23 protein-coding genes are annotated in these 26,584 nt (G+C 68.1%); 10 read left to right on the top strand and 13 right to left on the bottom strand.

What is annotated here, in order from left to right:
* Nucleotides 1–24: 24 nt before the first annotated feature.
* From rnpA to ABLE88_RS11375, 3 genes are all read left to right on the top strand, one after another.
* Nucleotides 25–423, top strand: coding sequence for a ribonuclease P protein component (rnpA, locus tag ABLE88_RS11385; protein WP_348831782.1), 399 nt, complete (start codon nt 25–27; stop codon nt 421–423).
* The gene (gene yidC, locus ABLE88_RS11380; protein ID WP_348831780.1) at nt 420–2,237 is read left to right on the top strand and encodes a membrane protein insertase YidC; all 1,818 of its coding nucleotides are present in this window, start codon (nt 420–422) and stop codon (nt 2,235–2,237) included. Before rnpA ends, yidC begins: the two co-directional genes overlap by 4 nt.
* Nucleotides 2,238–2,361: 124 nt before the next feature.
* Entirely contained in the window at nt 2,362–3,033 is a 672-nt protein-coding gene (locus tag ABLE88_RS11375; protein ID WP_348831778.1) for a VIT1/CCC1 transporter family protein, read from the top strand.
* A 48-nt stretch (nt 3,034–3,081) separates the two neighbouring features.
* On the opposite strand, the gene ABLE88_RS11370 is transcribed toward ABLE88_RS11375, so the two are convergent.
* The 3 genes from ABLE88_RS11370 to ABLE88_RS11360 form a co-directional block, all read right to left on the bottom strand.
* Complete coding sequence (locus ABLE88_RS11370; RefSeq protein ID WP_348831776.1) at nt 3,082–4,203, bottom strand: helix-turn-helix transcriptional regulator; 1,122 nt, start codon at nt 4,201–4,203, stop codon at nt 3,082–3,084.
* An 85-nt stretch (nt 4,204–4,288) separates the two neighbouring features.
* Nucleotides 4,289–5,191 (bottom strand): RNA polymerase sigma factor RpoH, encoded by a 903-nt coding sequence (gene rpoH / locus ABLE88_RS11365; RefSeq protein ID WP_348831774.1) that lies wholly within the window; start codon nt 5,189–5,191, stop codon nt 4,289–4,291.
* Nucleotides 5,192–5,306: 115 nt separating this feature from the next.
* Nucleotides 5,307–6,362 (bottom strand): RluA family pseudouridine synthase, encoded by a 1,056-nt coding sequence (locus tag ABLE88_RS11360; protein ID WP_348831772.1) that lies wholly within the window; start codon nt 6,360–6,362, stop codon nt 5,307–5,309.
* 18 nt (nt 6,363–6,380) lie between these two features.
* On the opposite strand from ABLE88_RS11360, the gene ABLE88_RS11355 reads away from it, so the two are divergent.
* Nucleotides 6,381–6,728: a DUF6476 family protein gene (locus ABLE88_RS11355; protein WP_348831771.1), complete on the top strand. Its 348-nt coding sequence runs from the start codon at nt 6,381–6,383 to the stop codon at nt 6,726–6,728.
* A 100-nt stretch (nt 6,729–6,828) separates the two neighbouring features.
* Here ABLE88_RS11355 and ccrA read toward each other — a convergent pair whose 3' ends face one another.
* Entirely contained in the window at nt 6,829–8,112 is a 1,284-nt protein-coding gene (ccrA, locus tag ABLE88_RS11350) for a crotonyl-CoA carboxylase/reductase (protein ID WP_348831769.1), read from the bottom strand.
* A 246-nt stretch (nt 8,113–8,358) separates the two neighbouring features.
* Here ccrA and ABLE88_RS11345 point away from each other — a divergent pair, with 246 nt between their 5' ends.
* Together ABLE88_RS11345 and ABLE88_RS11340 are read left to right on the top strand one after the other, a co-directional pair.
* Nucleotides 8,359–8,595 carry a GlsB/YeaQ/YmgE family stress response membrane protein gene (locus ABLE88_RS11345; RefSeq protein WP_348831768.1) on the top strand — a complete coding sequence of 79 codons (237 nt, stop codon included), beginning with the start codon at nt 8,359–8,361 and terminating at the stop codon, nt 8,593–8,595.
* A 266-nt stretch (nt 8,596–8,861) separates the two neighbouring features.
* On the top strand, nt 8,862–10,835 hold the full coding sequence (locus ABLE88_RS11340; RefSeq protein WP_348831766.1) for a methylmalonyl-CoA mutase family protein: 1,974 nt from the start codon (nt 8,862–8,864) through the stop codon (nt 10,833–10,835).
* A 177-nt stretch (nt 10,836–11,012) separates the two neighbouring features.
* Here the strand turns inward: ABLE88_RS11340 and ABLE88_RS11335 are convergent, their stop codons facing one another.
* Entirely contained in the window at nt 11,013–12,995 is a 1,983-nt protein-coding gene (locus ABLE88_RS11335) for an acyltransferase family protein (RefSeq protein WP_348831765.1), read from the bottom strand.
* 656 nt (nt 12,996–13,651) lie between these two features.
* Here ABLE88_RS11335 and ABLE88_RS11330 point away from each other — a divergent pair.
* The 4 genes from ABLE88_RS11330 (at nt 13,652) to ABLE88_RS11315 (ending at nt 16,618) form a co-directional block, all read left to right on the top strand.
* Nucleotides 13,652–14,539 (top strand): VOC family protein, encoded by an 888-nt coding sequence (locus ABLE88_RS11330; RefSeq protein ID WP_348831764.1) that lies wholly within the window; start codon nt 13,652–13,654, stop codon nt 14,537–14,539.
* A 128-nt stretch (nt 14,540–14,667) separates the two neighbouring features.
* Nucleotides 14,668–14,823, top strand: a complete 156-nt coding sequence (locus ABLE88_RS11325; RefSeq protein ID WP_348831763.1) for a DUF5993 family protein — start codon at nt 14,668–14,670, stop codon at nt 14,821–14,823.
* 7 nt (nt 14,824–14,830) lie between these two features.
* Nucleotides 14,831–15,427: a disulfide bond formation protein B gene (locus tag ABLE88_RS11320; RefSeq protein ID WP_348831761.1), complete on the top strand. Its 597-nt coding sequence runs from the start codon at nt 14,831–14,833 to the stop codon at nt 15,425–15,427.
* Nucleotides 15,428–15,685: 258 nt separating this feature from the next.
* The gene (locus ABLE88_RS11315) at nt 15,686–16,618 is read left to right on the top strand and encodes a DMT family transporter (RefSeq protein WP_348831760.1); all 933 of its coding nucleotides are present in this window, start codon (nt 15,686–15,688) and stop codon (nt 16,616–16,618) included.
* A gap of 54 nt (nt 16,619–16,672) precedes the next feature.
* Here the strand turns inward: ABLE88_RS11315 and serA are convergent, their stop codons facing one another.
* The 8 genes from serA to ybaL all read right to left on the bottom strand — a co-directional run bounded on the left by serA (nt 16,673) and on the right by ybaL (nt 26,508).
* Entirely contained in the window at nt 16,673–18,259 is a 1,587-nt protein-coding gene (gene serA, locus ABLE88_RS11310) for a phosphoglycerate dehydrogenase (protein ID WP_348831758.1), read from the bottom strand.
* A 298-nt stretch (nt 18,260–18,557) separates the two neighbouring features.
* On the bottom strand, nt 18,558–19,733 hold the full coding sequence (locus tag ABLE88_RS11305; RefSeq protein WP_348831757.1) for a phosphoserine transaminase: 1,176 nt from the start codon (nt 19,731–19,733) through the stop codon (nt 18,558–18,560).
* Nucleotides 19,734–19,836: 103 nt separating this feature from the next.
* Nucleotides 19,837–20,793 (bottom strand): DUF4238 domain-containing protein, encoded by a 957-nt coding sequence (locus ABLE88_RS11300; protein ID WP_348831755.1) that lies wholly within the window; start codon nt 20,791–20,793, stop codon nt 19,837–19,839.
* A gap of 8 nt (nt 20,794–20,801) precedes the next feature.
* Entirely contained in the window at nt 20,802–21,629 is an 828-nt protein-coding gene (locus tag ABLE88_RS11295) for a metal ABC transporter permease (RefSeq protein ID WP_348831753.1), read from the bottom strand.
* A 2-nt stretch (nt 21,630–21,631) separates the two neighbouring features.
* Complete coding sequence (locus tag ABLE88_RS11290) at nt 21,632–22,501, bottom strand: metal ABC transporter permease (protein ID WP_348831751.1); 870 nt, start codon at nt 22,499–22,501, stop codon at nt 21,632–21,634.
* 211 nt (nt 22,502–22,712) lie between these two features.
* A complete protein-coding gene (locus ABLE88_RS11285) occupies nt 22,713–23,621 on the bottom strand; it encodes a manganese/iron ABC transporter ATP-binding protein (RefSeq protein ID WP_348831749.1) in 909 nt (302 codons plus the stop codon).
* Complete coding sequence (locus ABLE88_RS11280; protein WP_510182891.1) at nt 23,618–24,529, bottom strand: metal ABC transporter substrate-binding protein; 912 nt, start codon at nt 24,527–24,529, stop codon at nt 23,618–23,620. Before ABLE88_RS11280 ends, ABLE88_RS11285 begins: the two co-directional genes overlap by 4 nt.
* Nucleotides 24,530–24,627: 98 nt before the next feature.
* Nucleotides 24,628–26,508, bottom strand: a complete 1,881-nt coding sequence (ybaL, locus tag ABLE88_RS11275) for a YbaL family putative K(+) efflux transporter (protein ID WP_348831745.1) — start codon at nt 26,506–26,508, stop codon at nt 24,628–24,630.
* Between the last annotated feature and the right edge of the window lie 76 nt (nt 26,509–26,584).

The raw sequence follows: 26,584 nt of genomic DNA, 5'->3' as shown, positions 1-26,584 counted from the left end.
GTGGAGATCGCGGAGCTGCCCGTCGTGGATCGCCTCCGCAAGCGCCGCGACTTCCTCGCCGCCGCCAAGGCCGGCCGCGCCGGCGTGCCCGCCTTCCTGCTGCAGGGACGCGACCGGGGTGATGCGGGCGAGGTTCGCGTCGGCTTCACCGTAACCAAGAAGACCGGGGGCGCCGTGGTGCGCAACCGCATCCGCCGACGCCTGCGCGAGGTGGCGCGCCGCGTGCTGCCGGAGCGCGGCCGGCCGGGCTTCGATTATGTGCTGGTGGCGCGCGTCGAGGCCCTGCGCGCCCCGTTCTGCGACCTCGTCGGCGATCTCGAGCGCGCCGTCAACCGGGTGAATGCCCCCGGCAAGCCCAAATCCCGCCCCAAGCAGTCGGCGATCCCCGCGATCGACGCCCCCGCCGCCGGAGGCCACCCATGAGCGACAACCGCAACATGTTCATCGCCATCGCTCTGTCGATGGCGATCCTGCTCGGCTGGCAATATTTCTTCGGCATGCCCCAGGCGGAGCGCCAGCGCCAGGCCGCGGAGCAGCAGCAGCAGGCGGCCCAGCAGGCGCCCGGCTCCGCGACCCCGGCGCCCGGAACCGCGACCCCCGGCGCGGTGCCCCAGGCGGGCGGCGCCCCGGCCGCCCAGGTGCCGCTCACCCGCGAGCAGGCGCTCGCCGCGAGCCCGCGTGTCGCCATCGCCACCCGAAGCCTGAAGGGCTCGATCTCGCTGCGCGGCGGCCGCGTCGACGACCTGCAGCTCACGGAGTACCACGAGACCGTCGACCCCAAGAGCCCGAACATCGTCCTGCTCTCGCCTTCGGGCGCGCCGCATCCCTTCTATGCGGAGTTCGGCTGGACCTCCGCTTCCGGCGCCAGCCTCGCGATGCCCGGCCCCGACACGGTGTGGACCGCCGCCGGCACTGCGCTCACCGAGAAGACGCCGCTCGTCCTCACCTACGACAACGGCCAGGGCCTGGTGTTCCGCCGCACCTTCGAGGTGGATGACCACTACATGTTCGCGGTCAAGGACGAGGTGGAGAACAAGACCGGCACGGCCGTGACGCTCTACCCCTACGCGCTGGTCTCGCGCCACGGCCGGCCGAAGATCGAGGGCTTCTACATCCTCCATGAGGGCCTGATCGGCGTGCTGGGCGAGAGCGGCCTGCACGAGATCACCTACTCCAGCATGGAGAAGGACAAGCAGGTCACCGCCGCCGCCACCGGCGGCTGGCTCGGCATCACCGACAAATACTGGGCCGCCACCGTCATCCCGGACCAGAACGTGAAGGTGGAGGCCAAGTTCTCCGCCGGCGCCTTCGGCAACACGCCGACCTTCCAGGCCGACTATCTCGCCGCGCCTCTGACCGCCGAGCCCGGCGGCACCGTCGCCTCAAAGGGCCAGCTGTTCGCCGGCGCCAAGGTGGTGCAGCTGGTGGACGGCTATGCCGAGACCTACAAGATCGACCGCTTCGACCGCCTCATCGACTGGGGCTGGTTCTACTTCATCACCAAGCCGCTGTTCCTCGTCATCGACTGGATCTACCGCCTGGTGGGCAATTTCGGCCTGGCGATCCTGGCCGTGACCGTGCTGCTGAAGCTGGTCTTCTTCCCGCTCGCCAACAAGTCCTACGCCTCGATGGCGAAGATGAAGGCGGTGCAGCCGGAGATGACCGCCATCCGCGACCGCTACGCCGACGACAAGGCGAAGCAGCAGCAGGCGCTGATGGAGCTGTACAAGAAGGAGAAGATCAATCCGGTGGCGGGCTGCCTGCCCATCCTGGTGCAGATCCCGGTCTTCTTCGCGCTCTACAAGGTCCTGTTCGTGACCATCGAGATGCGGCACGCGCCGTTCTTCGGCTGGATCCGCGACCTCTCGGCGCCCGACCCGACCACCCTGTTCAACCTGTTCGGCCTCATCCCGTGGGATCCCTCGTCGGTGCCGGTGATCGGCTCCTATTTGATGCTGGGCGCCTGGCCCATCGTCATGGGCATCACCATGTGGGTGCAGATGAAGCTGAACCCGGCCCCGCCGGACCCGACCCAGCAGATGATCTTCAACTGGATGCCGCTGATCTTCACCTTCATGCTGGCGCACTTCGCGGCGGGTCTCGTCATCTACTGGGCGTGGAACAACACCCTTTCGGTGGCGCAGCAGGCGGTGATCATGAAGCGCCATGGCGTGAAGATCGAACTGTGGGACAACATCCGCGGGATGTTCTCGAAAAAGGCGTCGGCCAAGAGCTGACCGGGCGGTCAAAGGCCGACCGGCTGCGGCCGGGGACCGCTCCCGGCGTTCCGGGGTGTCCCCCCTCCTCCCCCGCCGGCTGGTCGGCGGGACGCCCGTCCGGGCGGCGGAAGGCAAGGACCCCATGTCGGCAGGCGCGCGCATCCTTTCCTCGCTCAAGGCCTCCATCGGCGACATCGTGTTCGGGATGGAGGACGGCACCGTCTCCATCTTCGGCCTCGTTTTCGGCGTCGCGATCAGCACCGACGATCCCCGCACGGTTCTGATCGCCGGCGCCACGGGGGCGGCGGCCGCGGCCGTCTCCATGATGGCGGGCAGCTATCTCGATGCGGAATCGGTGCGCGACGCGCGCGCGCTCCGGCGTCGGGCCGCGGTCGATCCCGCCGCGGCGAAGATCGAGGCCGCGGCCGTCACCGGCGCGCTCGCCCGCGGTGGCATGGCGCCGGAGGACGTGGCGGCGGTGGCCGGCGCGCTCGCCCGCGCGCCGCGGGCCGCTTTCGGCCTGCGCACCGAACTCGCCGACACGGAGGACGGGGCGAGCCCCGCCTCGCACGCATTCTGGATGTTCGTGTCCGATCTGTTCGCGGGCTTCACGCCGGTGCTGCCGTTCGCCTTCCTGCCCATGGAAAGCGCGCGCATCGTCTCGCTGGTGCTCACCACGGCGCTGCTGCTGGCGCTCGGCATCGGCCGCGGCCTGGTGGCGAAGCGGCCGGTGGTGCGCGCGGCGGCGGAGACGCTGGCGATAGCCGCCTCGGCCGCGCTGGCCGGCATCGCCATGGGCCATCTGCTGTCCTGAACGGCCCCCGCCTCTGCACCCGCCCTGCCCAAAAGCGCGATCTGCGCTTTAGCGCACGGCGGCCGAAACGAGCCGCATGACGATCATCGTCAGCTCCCCCTGCCGGCGGACGCCGAGCTTGGCGAACACAGCCCGCAGCTGGGTCCGCGCTGTCTCGTAGGCGATGCCGCTGGCATCGGCCACCTGCTTCAAGGAGCCGCCCTGGCCGACCGCCTCGGCGAGCCGCGCTTCCGCAGGGGTGAGGCCCATCGCCTGGAGGTGGTGCGCGACGGTGCGGGGCACCGTGTCCAGCGAGCGGATCAGCAGCATCGCGCCGCCGGCGCCAAAGGTCATGATCTCCAGCGGCTCGAGCTTCGGCCGGATCGGCACGACCTCCACATAGAGCCAGCCCCCCGCGCCGCTGCGGCGCACCAGCACGCCCTTCGCGGCCGGCATGCCGGCGCCCGGCAGGGCCGCCGCGACGGCGGCCTGGAGGCGCTCATTGTCGTCCCGCGCCGCGGCTCTGAGCCGCCGGCCAGCGAGCGCGAGGCCGTCCCCCAGCAGGGACTCGGCGACGGCGTTGACGTGACGCACGTCGCCGGATGCGGAGAGCATCACCACGCCCCAGGCGAGGCGCTCCACGGCCTCGGCGAGATCGCCGGCCATGCGGCGGGCCTCCACCAGCGCGGTGGAAATGGCGAGGGCCCGCCCGATATGCGGCGCGAGCTTCGCGAGGGTGCCGACGTCCCCGTCCTGAAACAGCTCCCGCTTGATGCTGCGCTGGGCACCGATGGACAGGAGCCGACCGTTGCCCACGGAAACGACGGCCGCCATGGTCTGGCGGATGCCGTGCCGGCGCAGGAAGTCCTGGTAGAAGGGATCGAGCCGGATCTCCTCTTCACTGATCACCAAACGGTCGGTGCCGACGAGCCCTGGCCTCAGCCCCCGCTGGAACACCCGCATGGTCGCGGTGTAATGGCGCCACCAAGTCTGCTGGTATTCCGCATTGGCCTCGGCAAGGGACTCGGAGGCGAACGCGCGCATGGTCCGGTCAATGCCGAGCGGAACCATGGTCGCGCCGATGGCGCCCAGGGCGCCCGACAGGGCATCGAGCGCCTTCTGCCAGCGCTCGGGCTCAAGCGCCGCGGCGTAGAAGCTGTCCACAACGGAGAGCAGGTCGGACCCGGCCACGTGTCTCTCCGCGCGGTGCATCGGAGAGGTTACTTAACGCTAGGCCATGGAGCGACGCAACCTTCCCCGCGGAAATGCGCCGCAATCAGGCGCCGACCGCCTCCGCGCTCGGCGACTCGGTCTGGCGCACCTTTTCCATCACCGCCTTCTGCACCTTCTCGAAGGCGCGCACCTCGATCTGGCGCACGCGCTCGCGCGAGACCCCGAACTCGGACGCGAGATCCTCCAGCGTCATGGGGTCCTCGGACAGGCGGCGGGCCTCGAAGATGCGCCGCTCGCGGTCGTTGAGCACCGACAGGGCGCCGGTCAGAGCGGCGCGGCGATTGTCGAGCTCCTCGCTCGCCGCCAGCTGCTCCTCCTGGTCGAGCCGCTCGTCCACCAGCCAGTCCTGCCACTCGCCGCCCTCGCTGTCCTCGCGGATCGGGGCGTTGAGGGAGGCGTCGCCCGAGAGGCGGCGGTTCATGTCCACCACGTCCTGCTCGGTGACGCCGAGCTTGGTGGCGATCTGCTTCACCTGGTCGGGGCGCAGGTCGCCCTCCTCCAGCGCGGAGATCTGGCTCTTGGCCTTGCGCAGGTTGAAGAACAGCTTCTTCTGCGCCGCCGTCGTGCCCATCTTCACGAGGCTCCAGGAGCGCAGGATGTATTCCTGGATCGAGGCGCGAATCCACCACATGGCATAAGTGGCGAGGCGAAAGCCCTTCTCGGGCTCGAAGCGCTTGACCGCCTGCATGAGGCCCACATTGCCCTCGGAGATGACTTCCGAAATCGGCAGGCCGTAGCCGCGATAGCCCATGGCGATCTTCGCCACCAGGCGCAGATGGCTGGTCACCAGCTTGTGAGCGGCTTCGCGGTCGCCATGCTCGCGCCAGCTCTTGGCGAGCATATATTCCTCCTGCGGCTCCAGCATGGGGAACCGGCGGATCTCCTCGAGATACCGGGTCAGCCCGCCCTCGGCCGAGGGGATGGGAACGTTCTTGACCTGGGCCATGAGAGGCCTCCTTGCGCTGCGGTCCCCGTCAGGGCGGCCGCGTTCGCGGCCGCTTGGCGCCCGCCGCGTACTCCGATCATATAGATACGATCGGGGCGGGAATAGGTTTCCGCGCTCACGTCGACGAGAGTGCTTGCCTGAGCCCCGCGAGGTCTTTCGGAAGGGCACTGCCGAACGAGAGCGCCTGCCCCGTCACCGGATGGGCGAAGCCGAGCCGCTCGGCATGAAGCGCCTGCCGGCCGAGCCCGCCGAGCGTCTCCCGCGCCGCCTCGGGCAACCGCGCCGCCTTGGTGCGGAAGCCCTGGCCGTAGAGTTCGTCGCCCAAAAGCGGATGTCCCAGATGCGCCATGTGCACGCGGATCTGGTGCGTGCGCCCGGTCTCCAGCCGGCAGCGCACGAGGCTCGCCACCGGCGTGCCGTCGGTGCCGGCATAGCTCTCCACCAGCTCCCAGTGCGTCACCGCGTGCCGCCCGCTCTGCCGCACCGCCATCTTCTGGCGGTGCGCGGGATGGCGGTCGATGGGCGCATCCACGGTGCCGCGCGCCTCGGGGACGCCCCAGACGAAGGCGAGATAGGCCCGCTCCAGCGGTCCGGTCCGACCGTGGTCCGCGAACTGGGCGGCGAGGCCCTTATGGGCGGCGTCCGACTTCGCCACCACGAGAAGCCCGGAGGTATCCTTGTCGATCCGGTGGACGATGCCGGGCCGCTTGACGCCGCCGATGCCGGACAGGCTGTCGCCGCAATGATGCAGCAGCGCATTCACCAGCGTGCCGCCGGAATGGCCAGGGGCCGGGTGCACCACGAGGCCGGCCGGCTTGTCGATGACGATGAGGTGCGCATCCTCGAAGGCGATGGCGAGCGGCAGGTCCTCGGGCAGCGGCGCGGCGGCCTCCGGCGCCGGAACGAGCACCGTGAACGCCTCGCCGGCATTGACCCTTTGGGCCGCGTCGCCTACCACTCGCCCCGCGAGCGTCACATGCCCCTCGGTGATGAGGCGCTTGATGCGGGTGCGGCTCAGCTCGGCGAGATGCCGCGCCAGCACGCGGTCGAGCCGCTCGCCGTGGTCCTGCGACGTGGCGATGACGGGGTGCTCGGCGCCCGCTGCGAAGGTCGGGTCGTCGGCGGAGAAATCGTCGTCCAGCTCGGCATCCACCTTGTGTCCCGTCTCCATCACACGTCAGGCCCGCTCATGTTCCACCGCCCGCCCCCCATCGAGAGCCCCGACGCGGCGCTGACCCCGGAGCAGGAGCGCGTGCTCGCGAAGTTCCGCCGATTCTCCACCATGTCCATGCTCGTCATGGTGCTCGGCGTCGCCAGCGTGATGGGCGTCATCGGCTACCGGATGATCCGCGCCAAGCCGCTGGCCGAGGGCGCGCAGACCGCGCTGCTGCCCAAAGGGGCGAAGATCGTCGCCACCGCCGTGGCCGGCGACGTGGTGGTGGTGACCCTTGATATAGCGGGTGCGGTGGAGATTCGCACCTATGACGCGCGCACCCTCGCGCCCGCCGGCACGCTGCGCTTCGCCGAGCAGCCCTGAGCGGAGACCGGGAATGGTCCTCCGGTCAAGCCGGAGTACCATGGTGTGACTGAAGCCGCGCGGAAGGCGGGCGCGGCCAAGCCGGAGCTTGAGCCCGGCCTCAGCCTTTCGCGCCGGCCTCGATCACGTCCTCGAGCGTGCGCAGGCCGGTGCGCGGCGCGTTCACCAGCACCGCCATGTTGCCGGGGGCGTGCTGGTTCTTCCACATCTTGGTGTGGGCCTCCGGGATGCGCTCCCAGGGGAACACCTCGGACATGCAAGGGTCGACGCGCCGGTCGATGATGAACTGGTTGGCGGCCGAGGCCTGCTTCAGGTGCGCGAAGTGCGAGCCCTGGATGCGCTTCTGCCGCATCCAGACGTAGCGGGCGTCGAAGGTGATGTTGAAGCCGGTGGTGCCGGCGCAGAACACGATCATGCCGCCGCGCTTGCCCACCAGGGTCGAGACCGGGAAGGTCTGCTCGCCGGGATGCTCGAACACGATGTCCACGTCGCGCTTGCCCGTGATGTCCCAGATCGCCTTGCCGAACTTGCGCGCTTCCTTGGTCCACTCGGCATATTCCGGCGAGTTGACCTTGGGCAGCTGGCCCCAGCACTTGAAGTCCTTGCGGTTGATCACGCCCTTGGCGCCGAGGCCGAGCACGTAGTCGCGCTTGGTCTCGTCCGAGATGACGCCGATCACGTGCGCGCCGGAGGCGGCCGCGAGCTGCACGCCGAACACGCCGAGCCCGCCCGAGGCGCCCCACACCAGCACGTGGTCACCGGGCTTCACGGTGTGCGGCGGGTGGCCGAACAGCATGCGGTAGGCGGTGGCCATGGTGAGCGTGTAGCAGGCGCTCTCCTCCCAGGTCAGATGCATGGGGCGCGGCATCAGCTGGCGCGCCTGCACCCGGCAGAACTGGGCGAAGGAGCCGTCCGGCGTCTCGTAGCCCCAGATGCGCTGGGAGGGCGAGAACATCGGGTCGCCGCCGTTGCACTCCTCGTCGTCCCCGTCGTCCTGGTTGCAGTGGACCACCACCTCGTCGCCGACCTTCCAACGCTTCACCTTCGAGCCCACGGCCCAGACGATGCCCGAGGCATCCGATCCGGCCACATGGAACGGGGCCTTGTGGACGTCGAACGGCGAGATCGGCTGGCCGAGCCCGGCCCAGATGCCGTTATAATTGACGCCCGCCGCCATCACGAGGACGAGCACGTCGTTCTCGCCCAGCTCCCAGGTGGGAACCACTTCGAGCTGGAACGAGTCTTCCGGGGGGCCGTGCCGCTCGCGGCGGATGGCCCAGGCATACATTTTGGACGGCACATGGCCGAGCGGGGGGATCTCGCCCAGCTCGTAGAGATCCTTCACCGCCCCCTCGCTGGCTTCGGCGGTTGCAATCTGGCCCATGGCGTCGCGTCCTCTTCGCTGGCGGACCGTTCGGTCACGTTTGGTGTCATATCGCAGTGCAGCGTAGCAGAGAATAATTCCAGGTGGATAGTCCACTTTCCGCGATCTGCGGGGTATTCGCGCTGCCGCGATGAACCACAAGGCCGCGCTCGCGTTTCCGTTTCCGTGCGCCCGCCGGGGAGCTAAGGTGAGGCGGCCACGGGGCCGCTCGGCGCCCGGCTCGGCGTGCGGGATAGGGAGATGGACATGGGCATTTTGTGGATGATCATCATCGGCGCCATCGCGGGCTTCCTCGCGGGGCAGCTGTTCCGGGGGTACGGCTTCGGGCTGGTGGGCAACATCGCCGTCGGCATTGTCGGCGCGCTCATCGGCGGGTTCCTGTTCGGCAACGTGTTCCTGGTGGGCGGCCTCCTCGGCCAGATCATCTCCGCCACCATCGGCGCGGTGATCCTGCTGTTCGTGATCTCGCTGGTGAAGCGGTAGGGAAAGCGGCGCCCGGACCGCACCGCGCTCCGAGCGGGCTCGCGCGGCCTGGCTTTCCGAGGGCGGTCCGCACGGTGGTCCTTCCCGATGGAAGCGTGCCACGCTTCCATCGGGCTGGCGCCTCGTGTCGCAGCGGGCTCGTGCCGGCGCCGGCACGCGCGGGCGGCGGGCGAGGGGCGCGCCGGACACCGGCAAAATTTCTCATCGACGTCGCGCGCATTGCGACGCACAATTCGCGCCAGAATGGTGAACAATGGGGAACGAGGATGGCGGGCCGCGATAAACCTTGGCTCTTCCGCACCTATGCCGGGCACTCGACGGCGGCGGAGTCCAACAAGCTCTATCGCTCGAACCTCGCCAAGGGCCAGACCGGCCTCTCGGTCGCCTTCGACCTGCCCACCCAGACCGGCTACGACAGCGACCATCCTTTGGCCCGGGGCGAAGTGGGCAAGGTGGGCGTGCCGATCTCCCATCTCGGCGACATGCGGACCCTGTTCGACGGCATCCCGCTCGCCGACATGAACACGTCGATGACCATCAATGCCTGCGCCGGCTGGCTGCTGGCGCTCTACATCGCGGTGGCGGACGAGCAGGGCGCGGACCGCGCCCGGCTCCAGGGCACGACCCAGAACGACATCATCAAGGAATATCTCTCGCGCGGCACTTACGTGTTCCCGCCGGCGCCCTCCATGCGGCTCACCAAGGACACCATCATCTTCACCACCGAGCATTTGCCCCGATGGAACCCGATGAACGTGTGCTCCTACCATCTGCAGGAGGCCGGAGCGACGCCGGTGCAGGAGCTCGCCTTCGCGCTCGCCAACGCGGTCGCCATCCTCGACACGGTGAAGGCGTCGGGCGAGGCGGAGGGCGCGGTGTTCGGCGAGGTGGTGGGCCGCATCTCCTTCTTCGTGAACGCCGGCATGCGGTTCATCACCGAGATGTGCAAGATGCGCGCGTTCGTCGACCTGTGGGACGAGATCTGCGTCAACCGCTATGGCGTCACCGACCCCAAGCAGAAGCTGTTCCGCTACGGCGTCCAGGTGAACTCCCTCGGCCTCACCGAGCAGCAGCCGGAGAACAACGTCTACCGCATCCTTCTAGAGATGCTGGCGGTCACCCTCTCCAAGAAGGCGCGCGCCCGCGCCGTGCAGCTGCCGGCCTGGAACGAGGCCTTGGGCCTGCCGCGCTCGTTCGACCAGCAATGGTCGCTGCGCATGCAGCAGGTGGTGGCCTACGAGACCGACCTGCTGGAATACGGCGACATCTTCGACGGCTCCACCGAGATCGCGAAGAAGGTGGAGGAGCTGAAGGAGGAGGCGCGGGCCGAGCTGGCGCGCATCGACGCCATGGGCGGCGCGGTGGCGGCGATCGAGAATTCCTACATGAAGCAGGCCCTGGTGGAGAGCAACACCCGCCGCCTGGAAGCCATCGAGCGCGGCGAGCAGGTGGTGGTGGGCGTCAACCGCTGGACCGAGACCGAACCCTCCCCGCTCACCACGGGCGAAGGCGCCATCCTCACCGTGCCGGAGGGCGTCGAGGCCGAGCAGGTGGCGCGGTTGAAGGCCTGGCGCGAGGCGCGCGACGCCAAGACGGTGGCTGCCGCTCTCGCCGCGCTCAAGAGCGCGGCGCAGGAGGGGCGCAACATCATGGAGCCGTCCATCCAGTGCGCCAAAGCGGGCGTCACCACCGGCGAGTGGGGCACGTGCCTGCGCGAGGTGTTCGGCGAGTACCGCGCGCCCACCGGCGTCGGCCGCGCCGCGCGCGCGGACACCCAGGGGCTCGACGAGGTGCGCCGGAACGTGGACGCGGTCTCCGCCCGGCTCGGCCGCCGCATCAAGTTCCTGGTGGGCAAGCCGGGGCTCGACGGCCATTCCAACGGCGCCGAGCAGATCGCGGTGCGGGCGCGCGATTGCGGCATGGAGGTGGTCTATGAGGGCATCCGCCTGACCCCCGCCGAGATCGTCAACGCGGCGCTGGAAGAGAGCGTCCACGTCATCGGCCTGTCCATCCTCTCCGGCTCCCACGTGCCGCTGGTGCGCGACGTGATGGAGCGCCTGCGCGCCGAGGGCCTGTCCGACGTGCCGGTGGTGGTGGGCGGCATCATCCCGCCGGAGGACGAGACCCAGCTCAAGGGCTTCGGGGTGGCGGCGGTCTACACGCCGAAGAATTTCGAGCTGAACCGCATCATGGCGGACATCGTCTCGATCGTTGACCGCGAGGCGCAGAAGGCGGCCTGACCGCCCCTATCGCGGCACAGCATGGCGCGGCCCCGGCTGACCGGGGGTCTCGAACCTGCAAGAAGGCGCCCGCCGGGCCGCCCGCGGGGCTCCGATAGCTTCGAGCGGCCTGGCGAGCCGGCACGATCGTGTCGTATCGCCATGGCCCGGGGCCAACGGCGGCGATCCAGTTCCGGATCAACGTACGTTTGGCGAAAACATCTGGCGGAAAAGCGGGATCAGGAGATCCGCGCCGTGCTCGCTCAGATGGTCATCGTCGACATAGATCGGAACGCCATCGACATCGCCGCGACAGGTTCCTTGCCGGCAGATCAGCGGGGCGGGATCGAGGATTTTCACCCCGCAGCGGGCCGCAGCGAGATCAAGAGTCTCTAGAATATAGGTATTTCGCGCCAGATAGGCGTCGAACGGCACCGATACGCTCTCCTGCCGCCCCAGCATGAGCGAGCGGGACATAACGACCGGAACGTTCAGTCCCATTTCCGGGATGGGCCGCAGGATATAGACTGGTCTGTGCTGAGCGAACCGGCAGGCCGTCGCAATGACGCCGTCCCGCATCTCTCGGTAGAGCGCCTCATCGCGGACGCTGTGCGGCTTGGTCAGATATTTGGACGGCTTCTTCAATTCCCCGGCGAGGTCGGCCTCGTTGGGGCCTTGGAATAGTGTCGCATAGCGGTTCACCATCAGCATTGGAATGTCGGGCGCCAACTCGTCGCTGCGCCGCAGTGCAGCCTCGACAAAATCAGCACACAGATTGCCTCGAAGGTTCGACACGCGAAGTCCGCGGACGGTCTGGCATCCAGGAGTCGTCCAATCAAGGACGGCAAGCGACCTGTCCGGCAAGCTCCGTTCAACCGAACGGACGACCGCACCGGCATGACTGTCGCCAAACACGATCACGCCGGGCGTGCCGCCACCGTATGCGCACTCCTTGGTCGGAAATGCGCCGAGGCACTCTCGGGCACGGGGATTCTTGTTTCCTGCTTCCCGCTCGATGGCATTGATCGCGCTGCTGACGCGTTCGGGGATGCCGGCGTATCGCGCAATCCAGACAGAGGGAAGCGCCACCAGCGCCACCGCCCCGGCGAGCGCCGCCGCATCGCCCCACTGCGGGAGCCGCGCCAGCCCGATCCGGGATGGCGTTTCGATGAAGCGGTAGGACAGCCAGCCACAGACGACGGTCAGGACGAGACCGACGGCGATCGGCCCCGCTTGACCCTCAAGTCTCAGGAACACGAGCGCGCTGGCGAACGGCCAGTGCCAGAGATAGAGGGAGTAGGACCAGTCGCCGAGACGTTGGGCCACCCATGGGCGCGTCCAGAGCGAGTCCTGTCGGGACGCGACCAGCACCAACATGGCTCCAACGACGGGAACAGCGGCACGCCAGCCGGGCCAGATGGTGGTCGAATCGAAGTAGAATATGGAGACTGCAATCAGAAGGAAGCCCAGCCCCTCGACGAGTCGCTTCTGCCCGGCGGAAAGTGCGAATGCGCCGCCGTGAATCGCCACCAGGCCGCCAGCCAGCAATTCCCATGCCCGGGCCGGCAGCAGGAAGAACGCCGCTCCCGATGCCCAGGGCGTGGTCAGGGCCGACAGGCCGAAGGAAACCAGCGCCCCGAGGCCTATGAGGATTGCCAGAAAGGCCCGGGTGGGACGAAGCTTCCAGCCAATCAGGAGCAGAATCGGCAGAACGATGTAAAACTGCCATTCGACCGACAGAGACCATGTGTGCAGAAGAAGCTTCTCGTGCGATGCCGTATCGAAATAGCCAGCCTGCATCCAATAAAGAAAATTAGAAACAAATCCAAGAGCAGCGATCGATTGCTGGCCAAGCCGCTTGTAGTCCGTAGGTGTGAGGAAAAACCAGCCGACAATCATGAGAAACAGGCAGAGTCCGGTCAGCGCCGGCACGATGCGGCGGCCGCGCGCCAGCCAGAAGCCGAGGACGGAAAATCGTGCCCCGGACCCCATCGCCTCCTTTTCAAGGCTACGAACAATGATCCCGGTCATCAGAAACCCGGAGATGACGAAGAAAATATCGACTCCGACAAAGCCCCCAGCAAAGCCAATAACGCCAAAATGAAATAGTATTACAGCGATAACTGCCCAAGCGCGCAGACCGTTAATGTCGACGCGGAAATCTTTGCTCTTGTCGACCAAGATTTTTCTCCAGAGACTGAAGTTCGGCCGGCATTCACTTCCAAAGGCAATCGCCGGTTTGCCCGGTGGCGACCGGACCACGATTTGCCCATTGCGTCGCGGCACAACAAAGGTGCTGGCAATCACGGTATGCCACCGCCTTGGTGCCGCTTCAGCAAATAGCATACTGCACTGCACCACAACACAACCTGACGTCGCTTGGTCCCGCCTGCGCTCGCCGACCCGCGCGCATCTGTCGGCGCCCGTGTCCGTGCCGCGCCGCCGCCGGGCAACGTGAGGGCGCGGCACCTCATCCCACCCTTGGGGAGCTTGCCGCCAGCTGCCATGTTCCGCCCTCGCGCACCGGCCGCCGCCCCTCCCGAGCTTCCTCCGGACCTCGCCGACGGTCGTGCGAAGCGATCGGCGCCAAGCGCGCCGATCTCGCCATGGACGCGCGGCGGCGCGAGGGGGCGCTGGACGCCGGAGCCGAGGGGTGGATATCGTCCGCCGCCGCGGCCCGGCCGGGTGTCTCAGCCGGGCTGCGGGAAAGACAAGCCAGGCCGGCGCCGGGCGCGCGCTGCCATGTTCTGATTGCATCCGTGCAATCGCATCGCCGGCGCTCATGCCCCATCTTGGGTGGGAGCGCCCGCCTTCCCCGCGGGCCAACGGAGATCACCATGCCTCAGGCCACCCCCGCCGCGCCGGATGCGCGCGCCCCCGCTTTGCTGCCCGACGGGCTCGCGCTCGGGACCGTGACGCTGCGCAGCCGCGATCCCGGCGCTTTGGTGCCGTTCTATCGCGCGGCGGTCGGCCTCGACCTCATGGCGCGGGAGCCGGCCCGCGCGGTGCTGGGCGCCGGCGGCCGTCCGCTGGTCGAGATCCTGCGCGACGCCGCGGCGCCGCTGCCGCCGGCCCGTGCGCCGGGCCTGTTCCATCTCGCCGTGCGGGTGCCCGACCGGCCGGCGCTCGGGGCGCGGCTTCTGGCCGCGCGCCGGCTCGGCTTGCGCGTCGGCGCCGCCGATCATCTGGTGAGCGAGGCGCTCTATCTCGACGATCCGGACGGCAACGGCGTCGAGATCTATCGCGACCGCCCGCGCGCGGCCTGGCCCGCTCTGGAGGACGGCGGCATCGACATGGCGACGCTGCCGCTCGATTTGCGTGCCCTCGCCGGCGCGGCCCCCGCCGAAGGCCCGGCGCCCGCCGGCACCGACATGGGCCATGTGCACCTCAAGGTCGGCGATCTCGACGCCGCCCGGCGCTTCTGGGTCGACCTCGTGGGCCTGCGCGTCATGGCGACCTATCCCGGCGCGCTGTTCGTGAGCGCGGGCGGCTACCACCATCACCTCGGCCTCAATGTCTGGCATTCCGCGGGCGCGCCGCCGGCACCGCAGGGCGCGACCGGGCTCGATCATTTCGCCGTGCACCTGCCGGCGGACGGCATCGCGGCACTGGCCGGGCGCCTCTCGGCTGCCGGCTGGCCCTTCGAGCGGCGCGACGGCGCTCTCGATACCGCCGACCCCGCGGGCAATCGGGTGATGTTCCGGCCCGAGGCGGCGGCCGCCTGAGCGGGCCGGCCACCGTGACGTTCGCAAACCAGGCAAAATCACATTAGGGTGTCACTCAATGGGGCGGTCCGCCGGACCGCCTGCGAAGAACAGAGGGCGCGCGCCCGGGCGCCCCGGAGGCAGCACCCATGATGTCCATCCCCTTCTTCGGGGTCTTCCTCGCGCTCGTCGCGACGCTGGCCGGCAGCAGGACGGCCGCGCTCGCGCTCTGGCTGGTGTCCATGGCGGCGATGCTCGTGCTGTTCAAGCTGCACGCCACCGATCCCCTCAACATCGCGCTGTGAGGGCCAGATGAGCCCGGATTTCTCCCGCACCCTCAACGCCCTCGGGCTCGCGGCGGTGAGCGTGGTGCTGGTCGCCGCGTTCGCCGACCAATTGCTGTTCGGCGACCTGCCCTGCCCGTTGTGCATCCTCCAGCGCGCCGGCTTCCTCGGCGTGGCCACCGGCCTCGCGCTCAACGTGAAGTTCGGCCCCCGGCCCTCCCATTATGCGGTGGTGCTGATCTCCGCGCTCGCCGGGGCGGCGGTCTCGCTGCGCCAGACGCTGCTGCACATCGTGCCCGGCGAGGGGGCCTATGGCGACGCCTTCTTCGGCCTGCATTTCTACGCCTGGGCGTTCGCCATATTCATGGTGTGCGTCGCCGGCACGGCGGCGATGCTGCTGTTCGACCGCCAGTTCGCGGACGGCCTGCGCGCCCCGGTGCGCACCGGTGCCCTCGGCGGCGTCATGATCGCGCTCGGCCTGCTGCTCGCCTTCGCCAACGGCGCCTCCACCGTGCTCGAATGCGGCGCCGGGCTGTGCCCGGACAACCCCACGCAGTACCAGCTGCTCCAGGACGGCGCCCTCGGCGATCTCTCGGCGCCGCTGCGCCGGCTGCTCGGCCAGTGATGCGCCGACATCAAGGTTGCTGATCCAGACCCCACGAGAATGCATTTCCGGACTGCGGCGAAAGCGGCTAGATGAGCCCTGGCCGGACCGGCGATCCGGCCGTCCGCCGTTCCGGGGGCGCAGGAGGCCCTGTGCGGCGCGCGGCGATCCGCCGGGCGGCGGTGGCGCTCCGCGGATCGCCCTCGTCCCCCCGATTGTCCTCTTCTCAAGGGTCCCCGTCGCGCCGCCGTCCCCATCGCAACGCCTTCGGAAGAGGTCATGTCCCCACCCAGATCGTCCAGCCCCTTCCGCGCTTTGTTCGGTGCCCCTTATCTGCTGCTCACGCTGGTGGCGCTGCTCTGGGCGGTCAACATGGTGCTCGGCCGCTACATCGCCGGCCACGTGCCGCCGCTGACGCTGGCCTTCGTGCGCTGGGTCGGGGCGGCGCTGATCCTGGCGCCGTTCGCCTTCGGCCAATTGATGCGCGATTTGCCGCTGGTGCGCCGGCACTGGCGGATGCTGGCGCTGCTCGCCGCCACCGGCATCTCCTGCTACAACTCGATGACCTATTACGGGTTGCAGTACACCGAGGCGGTGAACGGGCTCCTGGTCCAGTCGGTGACCCCTTTGGTGCTGGCGGCCTGGACCTTCCTGCTGTTCCGCGACCGCCTTTCCGCGGGCCAGACGGCCGGCATCTGCGTCTCGCTGGTGGGGGTGATGTTCATCATCAGCCGCGGCGACCTCGACGTCCTGCTGCACCTCAAGCCGAACGAGGGCGACCTCTGGCTCATCCTCGCCATCGTCATCTACGGCTTCTACGCGGCGATGCTGCGCGAGCGGCCGCCGCTCGGGCCGCTGTCGTTCCTGCTGGTGATCATGGCGCTCGGCGCGGTGATCCTCATCCCCACGGTGCTGTGGGAGATGTATCTCGGCAAGTATCTGAAGTTCGACTCGCTGACGCTCTCGGCCATGGCCTATGTGGCGGTGGGGCCCTCGCTCATCGCCTACATGTTCTTCAACCGGGCGGTGGAGCAGGTGGGCGCGAACCGGGCGGCGCCGTTCATCCACCTGCTGCCGGTGTTCGGCACGGCGCTCGCCATCGTGTTCCTGGGCGAGCGCCTCGCCTGGTACCACCTTGTGGGCTATGTGCTGGTGATCGGCGGCATCGGCCTTGCCACCCTCAGCGCCCGCAAGGGGCCGCCCAAGAGCTGACCGCCGCCGCGGGCGGCCCGGGCCGCCGGATCCCGGCGACCCCGAGCCCCGCGCTCAGAAGCCGAGCGCCTTGGCCTGCTTCACATGGGGCAGTCCAAGCACCTTGCCGAGCACGTCGGCGGGCACCGCGCCGTCCACCGCCACCAGGGCGATGGCATCGCCGCCCGCATGGTCGCGGCCGAGGGCGAAGGTGGCGATGTTCACGCCCGCATCGCCCAAAAGCCCCGCGAAGCGGCCGATGAAGCCCGGCTTGTCCTCGTTGGTGACGTAGATCATGGCGGGGGCGAACTCGGCGTCCACCTTGATGCCCTTGATGTTGACGATGCGCGGGTGGCCGTCGGCGAACACCGTGCCGGAGACCGAGCGCTCGTATTTGTCCGTCACCACCGTGAGCGTGATCAGACTGTCATAGTCGCCGGTGGCGGCGCGGGTCATCTCCTCCACCACGATGCCGCGCTCCTTCGCCACCGAGGGGGCGGAGACCACGTTCACGTCCGGCAGCGCCGGGCGCAGCAGGCCGGCCACCGCCGCCGAGGTGAGCGCCTTCACCTTGAGGTCGGCCACCGCGCCCTCATAGGTGAGGCGCACGGTCTTGACGTCGGTGTCGGTGAGCTGGCCGGCGAACGAGCCGAGCTTCTCGGCGAGCTCGATGAAGGGCTTCAGCTTCGGCGCCTCCTCGGCGGTGATGGAGGGGAAGTTCACCGCGTTGGAGATGGCGCCCGAGAGCAGGTAGTCGCTCATCTGCTCGGCCACCTGGAGGGCGACGTTCTCCTGCGCCTCGGTGGTGGCGGCGCCGAGGTGCGGGGTGCACACCACATTGGCGCGGCCGAACAGCGGGTTGGTCTCGGCGGGCTCGACCGTGAACACGTCGAAGGCGGCGCCGGCCACGTGCTTGGCATCGAGGGCGGCGGCGAGCGCCGCCTCGTCCACCAGCCCGCCGCGGGCGCAATTGATGATGCGCACGCCCTTCTTGGTCTTGGCGAGGTTCTCCGCCGAGAGGATGTTCTTGGTCTTCTCGGTGAGCGGGGTGTGCAGCGTGATGAAGTCGGCGCGGGCGAGCAGATCGTCCAGCTCCACCTTCTCGACGCCGAGGTCGAGCGCCCGCTCGGGGGACAGGAAGGGATCGAAGGCGATCACCTTCATCTTCAGGCCCACGCCGCGCTCGGCGACGATGGAGCCGATATTGCCGCAGCCGATGATGCCGAGCGTCTTGCCGGTGAGCTCGACGCCCATGAAGCGGTTCTTCTCCCACTTGCCGGCCTGGGTGGAGGCGTCCGCCGCCGGGATCTCGCGGGCGAGCGCGAACATCATGGCGATGGCGTGCTCGGCGGTGGTGATGGAATTGCCGAACGGCGTGTTCATGACGATCACGCCCTTGGCGGTGGCGGCCGGCAGGTCGACATTGTCGACGCCGATGCCGGCGCGGCCGATCACCTTGAGGCGGCTCGCCTGCTCCAGGATCTTGGGCGTCACCTTGGTGGCCGAGCGGATGGCGAGGCCGTCATAATTGCCGATGATCTCGGCCAGCTTGTCCTTGTCTTTGCCGAGGTCGGGCTGGAAGTCCACCTCGACGCCGCGGTCCTTGAAGATCTGGATGGCGGCGGGCGAGAGCTTGTCTGAGATGAGAACGCGGGGTGCCATTGGGGGCTCCGGGAAATGTGGGTTGGGGTGCGGCGCGGCGTCGGATCGCGCGCCGCCGCAGAGACTGCGCTTCTCCCCTCTCCCTTGCGGGAGAGGGGCCGGGGGTGAGGGGTTTCGCGGCGTCCGGCGCCGCCTGCTGCCTCGCCCCGACGGGGGAGGCAGGGGTGAGGGGCGTCCGAAGGGGGACCGTATTGTGCGCGGCGAGGGCCTTACCCCTCACCCTAACCCTCTCCCGCAAGGGGAGAGGGGATCAGGGCGCGCCCGGCCCTCGCCGTTGCAGCCCCTCACGCCGGCTTTCTCACGCCGCCTTGGGCAGCGCGGACTTCGCCTCGGTGAAGGCCCAGTCGAGCCAGTGGGTGAGCGCTTCCACGTCGAAGCGCTCCACGGTGGCGCCGCACCAGATGCGCAGGCCGGGCGGGGCGTCGCGATAGGCGCCGATGTCGTAGGCGATGCCGCCCTTCTCGAGGCCCGAGGCTATGGCCTTGGCGAACGCCGCCTGGGCATCGGCGGGCAGCGCGGTCACGTCGGGATCCACCACCTTCAGGCACACCGAGGTGTTGGAGCGCGTCGCCGGGTCCTTGGCCAGGAAGTCCACCCACGGCGTGCGGTAGACCCACTGGGCGATGGCCTCGAAATTGCGGTTCGAGCGCTCCTGGAGCGCCGAGAGGCCGCCGATGTTCTTCGCCCACTTGAGCGCATCGAGATAATCCTCGACGCACAGCATGGACGGGGTGTTGATGGTCTCGCCCTCGAAGATGCCTTCGATCAGCTTGCCGCCCTTGGTCATGCGGAAGATCTTCGGCAGCGGCCACGCCGGCTTGTAGCTCTCGAGCCGCTCCACCGCGCGGGGGGAGAGGATGAGCATGCCGTGGGCCGCCTCGCCGCCGAGCACCTTCTGCCAGGAGAAGGTGACCACATCGAGCTTGGCGAAATCGAGCTTCTGCGCGAACGCCGCCGAGGTGGCGTCGCAGATGGTGAGGCCGGCGCGGTCGGCGGGGATCCACGCGGCGTCCGGCACCATGACGCCGGAGGTGGTGCCGTTCCAGGTGAACACCACGTCGTGGCTGAAATCCACCTGACCGAGGTCCGGCAGCTCGCCATAGGGCGCCGAGAGCGTGCGCGCGTCGGCGAGCTTCAACTGCTTGGCGACGTCCGTCACCCAGCCTTCGCCGAAGCTCTCCCAGGCCAGCATGTCCACCGGGCGGGCGCCCAGCATGGACCACAGCACCATCTCGACGGCGCCGGTATCGGAGGCGGGGACGATGCCGATGCGGTAGTCGGCCGGGACCTCGAGCACCTCGCGGGTCAGCTCGATGGCTTCCTTGAGCTTCACCTTGCCCACCTTGGCGCGGTGCGAGCGGCCGAGCGGGGCGTCGGCGAGCTGGTCCAGCGACCAGCCGGGTCGCTTGGCGCAGGGGCCGGAGGAAAAATTGGGGTTCTCCGGGCGCGAGGCCGGAGCGGGATTCGTCGTCATGTAACCATCCTTGCAGATGGGCGCCTCCCGTTGGGGGGAGGTGTCCCGCGGATGGCGATACGCCTGTGGGGGTGGGGGCGTCAAGGGTGGGGTGGGAACTAGGCTATATCGGAGGTTCTCGTGGTACCAGTCCAATAGCTGGCGATGGCGACTGTGGAGCGTTAACAATCTCCTCCATCAAACGCGCTTCACGGACAGTGCCGAAATTCTTTTTAATGAATGGAAGATGCTTGTCGTCGATGGCATAGACATATCTGACAGCGTTTCTAACGACATGCTGATTTATTTCTTTGGCTAAATGGGTTCTAGAGACTTGTTTTATTTTATTTAGAACAGCATCATCGTGAGTCGCAACAAACAGCTTCCGAGGCCCGATCGGCAGCGCTAGATGACCGTTCGGAAGCATAAGGCCGCTAGTTCGGATCACAGGTCGGTCGGAGGTAAGCAGGGGGACGCAATCAGGTGTAAAATCGACAACTCTCCAGTGTAAATTGTTGATCTGAGTTCCCATCCTTGAGCTATCAATTAGTTTGAAAAGAAATTCAAATTGGTATTTTTCAATCTCGGCTTCGGGCCGAGTGGAAAGAAAATCAAAAAAAGTTGGTGGATCAGACTCAGATCGTTGCGATTGATACCGAGCTTCTTGAGCAGGATCAGTTCGTCTAAATTCGTTGGGCCACCACATTCTAAGTGTATTTATATATTCCGGGCAGCGAAGAAGTAGAGATAAATTAAATCGTGTCCAGGCGCTACGTATGTCTGGATTCCATAACGCTTGGTCGCCGTCTTTCTCCAAGAGATCAAGCGCGTCCGCAGCGAGAGAGTCGATGGGATGAAAGAATTTGCTCTCGATTTGCTGTGCCAAATCAGGAGGAAAATCGCGAAGTTCATAAAGTGCTCGGATGAATCCAGTCGCCTTGGAGCTTCTGCGGAGCGGTCGAATTATGCCTGCCTCCTTGCTGAACTGGCATAGGCGCCCGTCATTGCCCGCCCAGCGGCGAAGATAGAAGACTGGAATATAGTGGTGCCTACGCGGTTGGGCATGCTTTGTTATCGACATGCATTAGCTTACTGCATTTCCACCCGCCCCGCGACCACCCGCCCCCGCACGAACACCCCCATGAACACCGCCGTCATCAGCAGCACGATGGTCGGCGCCGGGGCCGAGTCGAGGAAGAAGGAGAGGTAGACGCCGGCGAGCGAGCAGGACACCGCCACCAGAACCGCCGTCACCAGCATCCAGCCGAAGCGCCGCGTCACCAGGAACGCGATGGCCCCCGGCGCGATCAGCAGCGACACGGCGAGGATGATGCCCACCGCCTTCAGCGCCGCGACGATGGTCAGCGACAGCATCACCAGAAGCCCGTAATGCAGAAGGCCGGTGTTCAGCCCCACCGCCTTGGCCTGGGCGGGGTCGAAGGCGTTCAGCAGCAGATCGCGCCATTTCGCCAGAAGCGCCAGCGTCACCAGCCCCGCGATGATCGCGCTCTCGGCGATGTCCGCCCAGCTCACCCCCAGCATGTCGCCGAACAAGATGTGGTCGAGATGCACGTCGGTCTGGATCTTGGTGTAGAGCACGATGCCGAGCCCGAACATGCCGGAGAACACCACGCCCATCACCGTGTCCTCCTTCACCCGGCTGTTCTCCTTCAGGAAGCCGGTGGCGAGCGCGCACACCATGCCGGCGACGAAGGCGCCGAAGGCCAGCGGCAGGCCGGCGATGTAGGCCAGCACCACGCCCGGCAGCACCGCGTGGGAGACCGCATCGCCCATCAGCGACCAGCCCTTCAGCACCAAAAAGCACGAGAGCAGCGCCATGGGCACCGCCACCAAAGCGGCGATGACCAAAGCGGTCTGCATGAAGCCGAACTGGAACGGGGCAAAGAGCGTCGCCATGCTCACGCCTCCCGCTTCAAAGCGAGGGCCGCCTGGCGGCGCGCGGCCAGCATGCCGTGCTTGGGCGCGAACAGGAAGGCGGCCAGGAAGATCAGCGTCTGCAGCACGACGATGATGCCGCCGGTCGCCCCGTCGAGGAAATAGGACAGGTAGGCGCCGACACAGCTCGTCCCCGCGCCGATCATCACCGCGAGGCCGATCAGGCGCGGGAAGCGGTCGGTGAGCAGATAGGCGGTCGCCCCCGGCGTCACCACCATGGCGATGACGAGGAAGGCGCCCACGGTCTGCAGCGCCGCCACCGTGCAGGCGGCGAGCAAGGTGAAGAACATCACCTTCAGGAACGTGGTGTTGAGGCCGATGGTGCGGGCGTGGCTCTCGTCGAAGAAGGTCACCATCAGGTCCTTCCAGAAGACGAGCAGCAGCGCCAGCGAGATGAAGCCGATGAGCGCGAGCTGGAGCGTGTCCTGCGGCGTGATGGCGAGGATGTTGCCGAGCACGATGGTCTGCACGTTCACCGAGGTGGGCGAGAGCGAGACCATGAACAGGCCGAGGCCGAAGAAGGAGGTGAAGATCAGGCCGATCACCGCGTCCTCCTTGAGCTTGGTGCGCTCCTGCAGGAACAGCATCGCCCCCGCCGCCAGCGCGCCGGAGAAGAAGGCGCCGATGGAGAAGGGCAGCCCCAGCATGTAGGCCCCCGCCACCCCGGGAACGATGGCGTGCGAGAGCGCGTCGCCGATCAGCGACCAGCCCTTGAGCATGAGGAAGGCGGACAGGAAGGCGCACACCGCGCCCACCAGCGCCGACACCCACATGGCGTTCACCATGTAGGAATAGGAGAACGGCTCCAGCAGGAGGGCGAGGGTCGCGGTCATGGCCTCAGGCCCCGCGTGCGTGCCCCGGACAAGCGACAGCGCAGCTGGAGCGCCGATCCGGGGTCCAGGGGAAAGTCCTGCGCAGCAGGCGAAATACGCGCAGCGGGGCTGGCGGGAGCCGCCTTCGGCGACGTCTTGCGCTGGGCCCCGGCTCTCCTTCCGCTGATCGCTCCAGTCGGCCGGGGCGCGAGGGCGGTCCCTTTCCGTCCCATCAGCCGATCCCCTCGGAGGAGCCCGCCGTGCCGCTCTGGGCCGGACGGTCCCTGTAGAGCACCAGCGGGCGCTCGTCGTCGGTCAGCACGCCGAGCGTGCCGGGGGTGGCGGCGTGGCTCTCGTCCAGCACGAAATGGCGCAGCACGCCGCCGAACGCCTTCTCGAGGTTCGCCTGGGTGAAGATCTCGGAGGTGAGGCCATAGGCCAGCACGGTGCCTTTCAGGAGCACGGTGCGGTCGCAGAATTCCGGCACCGAGCCGAGATTGTGGGTCGAGACCAGCATCACCCGCCCCTCGTCGCGTAGCGCCTTGAGCAAGGCGATGATGGCGTCCTCGGTCTTCACGTCGACGCCGGTGAAGGGCTCGTCCAGCAGGATCACGCGCGCGTCCTGGGCTAGCGCGCGGGCGAGGAAGACGCGCTTCCGCTGGCCGCCGGAGAGCTCGCCGATCTGCCGGGAACGGAACTCCAGCATGCCGACGCGCGCGAGCGCCGCGTCCACCGCCGCCCGGTCGGCGGCGCGCGGGATCCGCAGCAGGCCCATATGGCCGTAGCGGCCCATCATCACCACGTCCTCCACCAGCACCGGGAAGGTCCAGTCCACCTCCTCCGCCTGGGGCACATAGGCGACGAGATTCTCCTTCAGGGCCGCGCGCACCGGCCGGCCGAGGATGGTGATGGCGCCGCGCGCCGCGCGCACGAAGCCCATGATGGCCTTGAACAGGGTCGACTTGCCCGAGCCGTTCACGCCGACCAAAGCGGTGATGGTGCCGGTGGGGATCTCGAAGCTGGCATCGCGCAGCGCGGTGTGGCCGTTGCGGTAGGTGACGGTCACGTCGCGCACGCACAGTCCCGATCCCGGCGCTCCGATGGCGCGGGGATCGGCGCGTGGCGCAAGCGGAACGTTCATTGGGTGTACCCGGCGGTGAGCCCCTTGGCGATCGCGCCCGAGGTCACCTGCAGAAGGTCGAGATAGGTGGGCACCGGCCCGTCCGGCTCGCTCAGGGAATCCACATAGAGCACGCCGCCGTAGCGCGCGCCGGTCTCGCGCGCCACCTGCTGGGCCGGGGCGGCGGGAACGGTGCTCTCCGAGAACACCACCGGGATCTTCTCCGCCCGCACCTTGTCGATCACCCGGCGCACCTGCTGGGGCGTGCCCTGCTGATCGGCATTGATGGGCCACAGGAACAGCTCCTTCAGGCCGAAGTCGCGGGCGAGATAGGAGAAGGCGCCCTCGCTGGTGACCAGCCAGCGCCGTTCCGGCGGCACCACGTCGAGCTTCGCCCGTATCGGGTCGATGGCGGCGCGGATCTTGGCCTTGTAGGCCTCGGCATTGGCCTTGTAGGTGGCGGCGTTCTTCGGATCGTATTTCGCGAAGGCGGCGGCGATGTTGTCCACATAGATGAGCGCCGCCTCCGGCGACATCCAGGCGTGGGGGTTCGGCTTGCCCCTGTAGGGCCCCTCGCCGATGCCCATCGGCACCACGCCGTCGGACACCACCACGCTCGGCACGTTCTTCAGGCGGCTGAAGAACTTCTCGAACCAGAGTTCCAGATTGAGCCCGTTCCACAGCACGAGGTCGGCGCCCTGGGCCTTGATGAGGTCGCCGGGTGTGGGCTGGTAATTGTGGATCTCCGCCCCCGGCTTGGTGATGGATTCGACGATCGCGGCGTCGCCCGCCACGTTCTTCGCCATGTCGGCGATGATGGTGAAGGTGGTCACCGCCTTGAACTTCTCCGGCGTCTCCGGCGCCGCGGCGCGCGCCGTCACGGCGCCCAAGGCGGGCAGCAGCGCCAGGGCGAACAGGGATGCGGTCATCAATCGGCGGGTGAGCAAGCGCATAAGCGCGCCTCCATGACTCAAAGGCAACGGAAACAAAATACGCGTCAAAAAATGCAATTGCAAATCATTTGCATTTAAGAGCGTGGCAACCTGGGTTCCCCGGTCTTCGGATCGACCGTCTCCGAGGGCGTCCCTGGACCGGAGGCGGGGGCCCTCGCCGCCTGCCCCTCGGTTCCAGGGGCTGCGCCTCCCGCCCCCGCGCCCGGCGCCGCCGCGTCGGGCACCACCGCGACGGTGGAAGCGGTCCCGGCGGAAGCGGCGGGAGCGGCGGGGCTGGCGAGCACGTGGGCGAGCATGCCGCGCGCCACCTCCCGCTCGCCCATGATGATGAAGTCCGCGCCGCTCTGGCGCAGGTGGCCCACCTCTGCGTCCGAATGGGCGCGGGCGATGATCTCGATCTGCGGATTGAGCGCGCGGGCCTTCTTCAGCACCCCGCTCGCCTCGAAGCCGTCCGGGATGGCGAGGATGAGGCGCCGCGCGCCGGCCACGTTCGCCGCCTCCATGGCGGCGGGTGAGGCGGCGTTGGCGTCCACCACCTCGAAGCCGGCCCGGCGCAGCTCCTCCACCCGGTCCTCCTGGTCCTCGATCACCAGGAAGGGCAGCCCGGCCGCCCCAAGACCGTCCGCCACAAGGCGGCCCACCCGGCCGTAGCCCACGAGCACGATGTGCCCGGCCTTCTCGGTGCGCTCCAGCACCGGCTCCGGCGTCTGCGCCCCGCTCGGCGGCACCGGCGCCGCGGCCGCCGCCTTCTTGGCCCGGAACCGGTCGAGCACCAGGAAGAAGAACGGATTGGCGAGGATCGACAGGATCGCCGCGGCGAGGATGAGGTCGCGCGCCTCCGCCGGCATCAGGCCGAGGCTCACGCCCAGCGTCGCGAGGATGAAGGAGAACTCGCCGATCTGCGCCAGCGAGGCGGAGATGGTGAAGGCGGTGAGCTGGGAATAGCCGAACAGGCGCACCAGCAGATAGGCCGCCACCGACTTGCCCACCACCACGATGAGCAGCGCGGCGAGCAGCGGCAGCGGGCTCTTCACCACGATCTCCGGGTCCACCAGCATGCCCACGGAGACGAAGAACAGCACCGCGAAGGCGTCGCGCAGCGGCAGCGTCTCCTCCGCCGCCCGATGGGAGAGCGGGCTTTCGCTCAGCACCATGCCGGCGAAGAAGGCGCCGAGCGCGAACGAGACGCCGAACAGCTTGGCCGAGCCGAAGGCGACGCCGAGCGCGATGGCGAGCACGGCGAGGCGAAACAGCTCGCGCGAGCCGATATGGGCGACGAAGTGCATCACCCAGGGAATGACCCGCCGGCCCACCACCAGCATGAACAAGACGAAGCCCGCCACCTTGCCGAGCGTCACGGCGAGCGAGGTCCACAGGTCCATGGGGCCGAGGAAGGCGGACGCCGCGCCGACGTCCACCGCCTTGCCGCCGAGGCTCTCCGAAAGCGCCGGCAGAAGCACCAGCGCCAGCACCATGGCGAGGTCCTCGACGATCAGCCAGCCCACGGCGATGCGGCCCTGCTCGCTTTCGACCAGGCGCCGCTCCTGGAGCGCGCGCAGCAGCACCACCGTGGAGGCGACCGAGAGCGCAAGGCCGAACACGACGCCGCCGCCGAGGCCCCAGCCCATGACCTGAGCGAGGCCGACGCCCATGGCGGTGGCGACGCCGATCTGCAGCACCGCGCCGGGGATCGCGATGGCCTTCACCGACAGCAGGTCGCTCAGCGAGAAATGCAGGCCCACGCCGAACATCAGCAGGATGACGCCGATCTCGGACAGTTCCACCGCCAGGTGCTGGTCGGCCACGAAGCCGGGAGTGAAGGGGCCGACCATGACGCCGGCGATCAGGTAGCCCACCAGCGGCGACAGGCGCAGGCGCTGGGCGATGGCGCCGAACACGAAGGCCAGCACGAATGCTCCGACGAGGGTCGCGATCAGCGGCGTGTCGTGGGGCAATTCGGCACCTCCTTCCAGGCAAAACGGATCATCCGCGCGGCGACGCGCAGACATGGGACTGATTGGAATGCCAAGA

This window comes from Xanthobacter luteus (assembly GCF_040049235.1).
Taxonomy (GTDB): domain Bacteria; phylum Pseudomonadota; class Alphaproteobacteria; order Rhizobiales; family Xanthobacteraceae; genus Xanthobacter.
This window is presented reverse-complemented; position numbering and strand designations above follow the sequence as displayed.

What these genes read in the sequence shown, in the direction of transcription:
- ABLE88_RS11340 (WP_348831766.1), top strand. Translation starts at nt 8,862, where the DNA reads ATGGCGGGCCGCGATAAACCTTGGCTCTTCCGCACCTATGCCGGGCAC.
- ABLE88_RS11325 (WP_348831763.1), top strand. Translation starts at nt 14,668, where the DNA reads ATGATGTCCATCCCCTTCTTCGGGGTCTTCCTCGCGCTCGTCGCGACG.
- ABLE88_RS11300 (WP_348831755.1), bottom strand. Translation starts at nt 20,793, where the DNA reads ATGTCGATAACAAAGCATGCCCAACCGCGTAGGCACCACTATATTCCA.
- ABLE88_RS11290 (WP_348831751.1), bottom strand. Translation starts at nt 22,501, where the DNA reads ATGACCGCGACCCTCGCCCTCCTGCTGGAGCCGTTCTCCTATTCCTAC.
- ABLE88_RS11315 (WP_348831760.1), top strand. Translation starts at nt 15,686, where the DNA reads ATGTCCCCACCCAGATCGTCCAGCCCCTTCCGCGCTTTGTTCGGTGCC.
- ABLE88_RS11285 (WP_348831749.1), bottom strand. Translation starts at nt 23,621, where the DNA reads ATGAACGTTCCGCTTGCGCCACGCGCCGATCCCCGCGCCATCGGAGCG.
- ccrA (WP_348831769.1), bottom strand. Translation starts at nt 8,112, where the DNA reads ATGGGCCAGATTGCAACCGCCGAAGCCAGCGAGGGGGCGGTGAAGGAT.
- ABLE88_RS11330 (WP_348831764.1), top strand. Translation starts at nt 13,652, where the DNA reads ATGCCTCAGGCCACCCCCGCCGCGCCGGATGCGCGCGCCCCCGCTTTG.
- ABLE88_RS11345 (WP_348831768.1), top strand. Translation starts at nt 8,359, where the DNA reads ATGGGCATTTTGTGGATGATCATCATCGGCGCCATCGCGGGCTTCCTC.
- yidC (WP_348831780.1), top strand. Translation starts at nt 420, where the DNA reads ATGAGCGACAACCGCAACATGTTCATCGCCATCGCTCTGTCGATGGCG.
- ABLE88_RS11355 (WP_348831771.1), top strand. Translation starts at nt 6,381, where the DNA reads ATGTTCCACCGCCCGCCCCCCATCGAGAGCCCCGACGCGGCGCTGACC.
- ABLE88_RS11305 (WP_348831757.1), bottom strand. Translation starts at nt 19,733, where the DNA reads ATGACGACGAATCCCGCTCCGGCCTCGCGCCCGGAGAACCCCAATTTT.
- serA (WP_348831758.1), bottom strand. Translation starts at nt 18,259, where the DNA reads ATGGCACCCCGCGTTCTCATCTCAGACAAGCTCTCGCCCGCCGCCATC.
- ABLE88_RS11295 (WP_348831753.1), bottom strand. Translation starts at nt 21,629, where the DNA reads ATGGCGACGCTCTTTGCCCCGTTCCAGTTCGGCTTCATGCAGACCGCT.
- ABLE88_RS11280 (WP_510182891.1), bottom strand. Translation starts at nt 24,529, where the DNA reads ATGACCGCATCCCTGTTCGCCCTGGCGCTGCTGCCCGCCTTGGGCGCC.
- rpoH (WP_348831774.1), bottom strand. Translation starts at nt 5,191, where the DNA reads ATGGCCCAGGTCAAGAACGTTCCCATCCCCTCGGCCGAGGGCGGGCTG.
- ABLE88_RS11360 (WP_348831772.1), bottom strand. Translation starts at nt 6,362, where the DNA reads ATGGAGACGGGACACAAGGTGGATGCCGAGCTGGACGACGATTTCTCC.
- ABLE88_RS11375 (WP_348831778.1), top strand. Translation starts at nt 2,362, where the DNA reads ATGTCGGCAGGCGCGCGCATCCTTTCCTCGCTCAAGGCCTCCATCGGC.
- ABLE88_RS11320 (WP_348831761.1), top strand. Translation starts at nt 14,831, where the DNA reads ATGAGCCCGGATTTCTCCCGCACCCTCAACGCCCTCGGGCTCGCGGCG.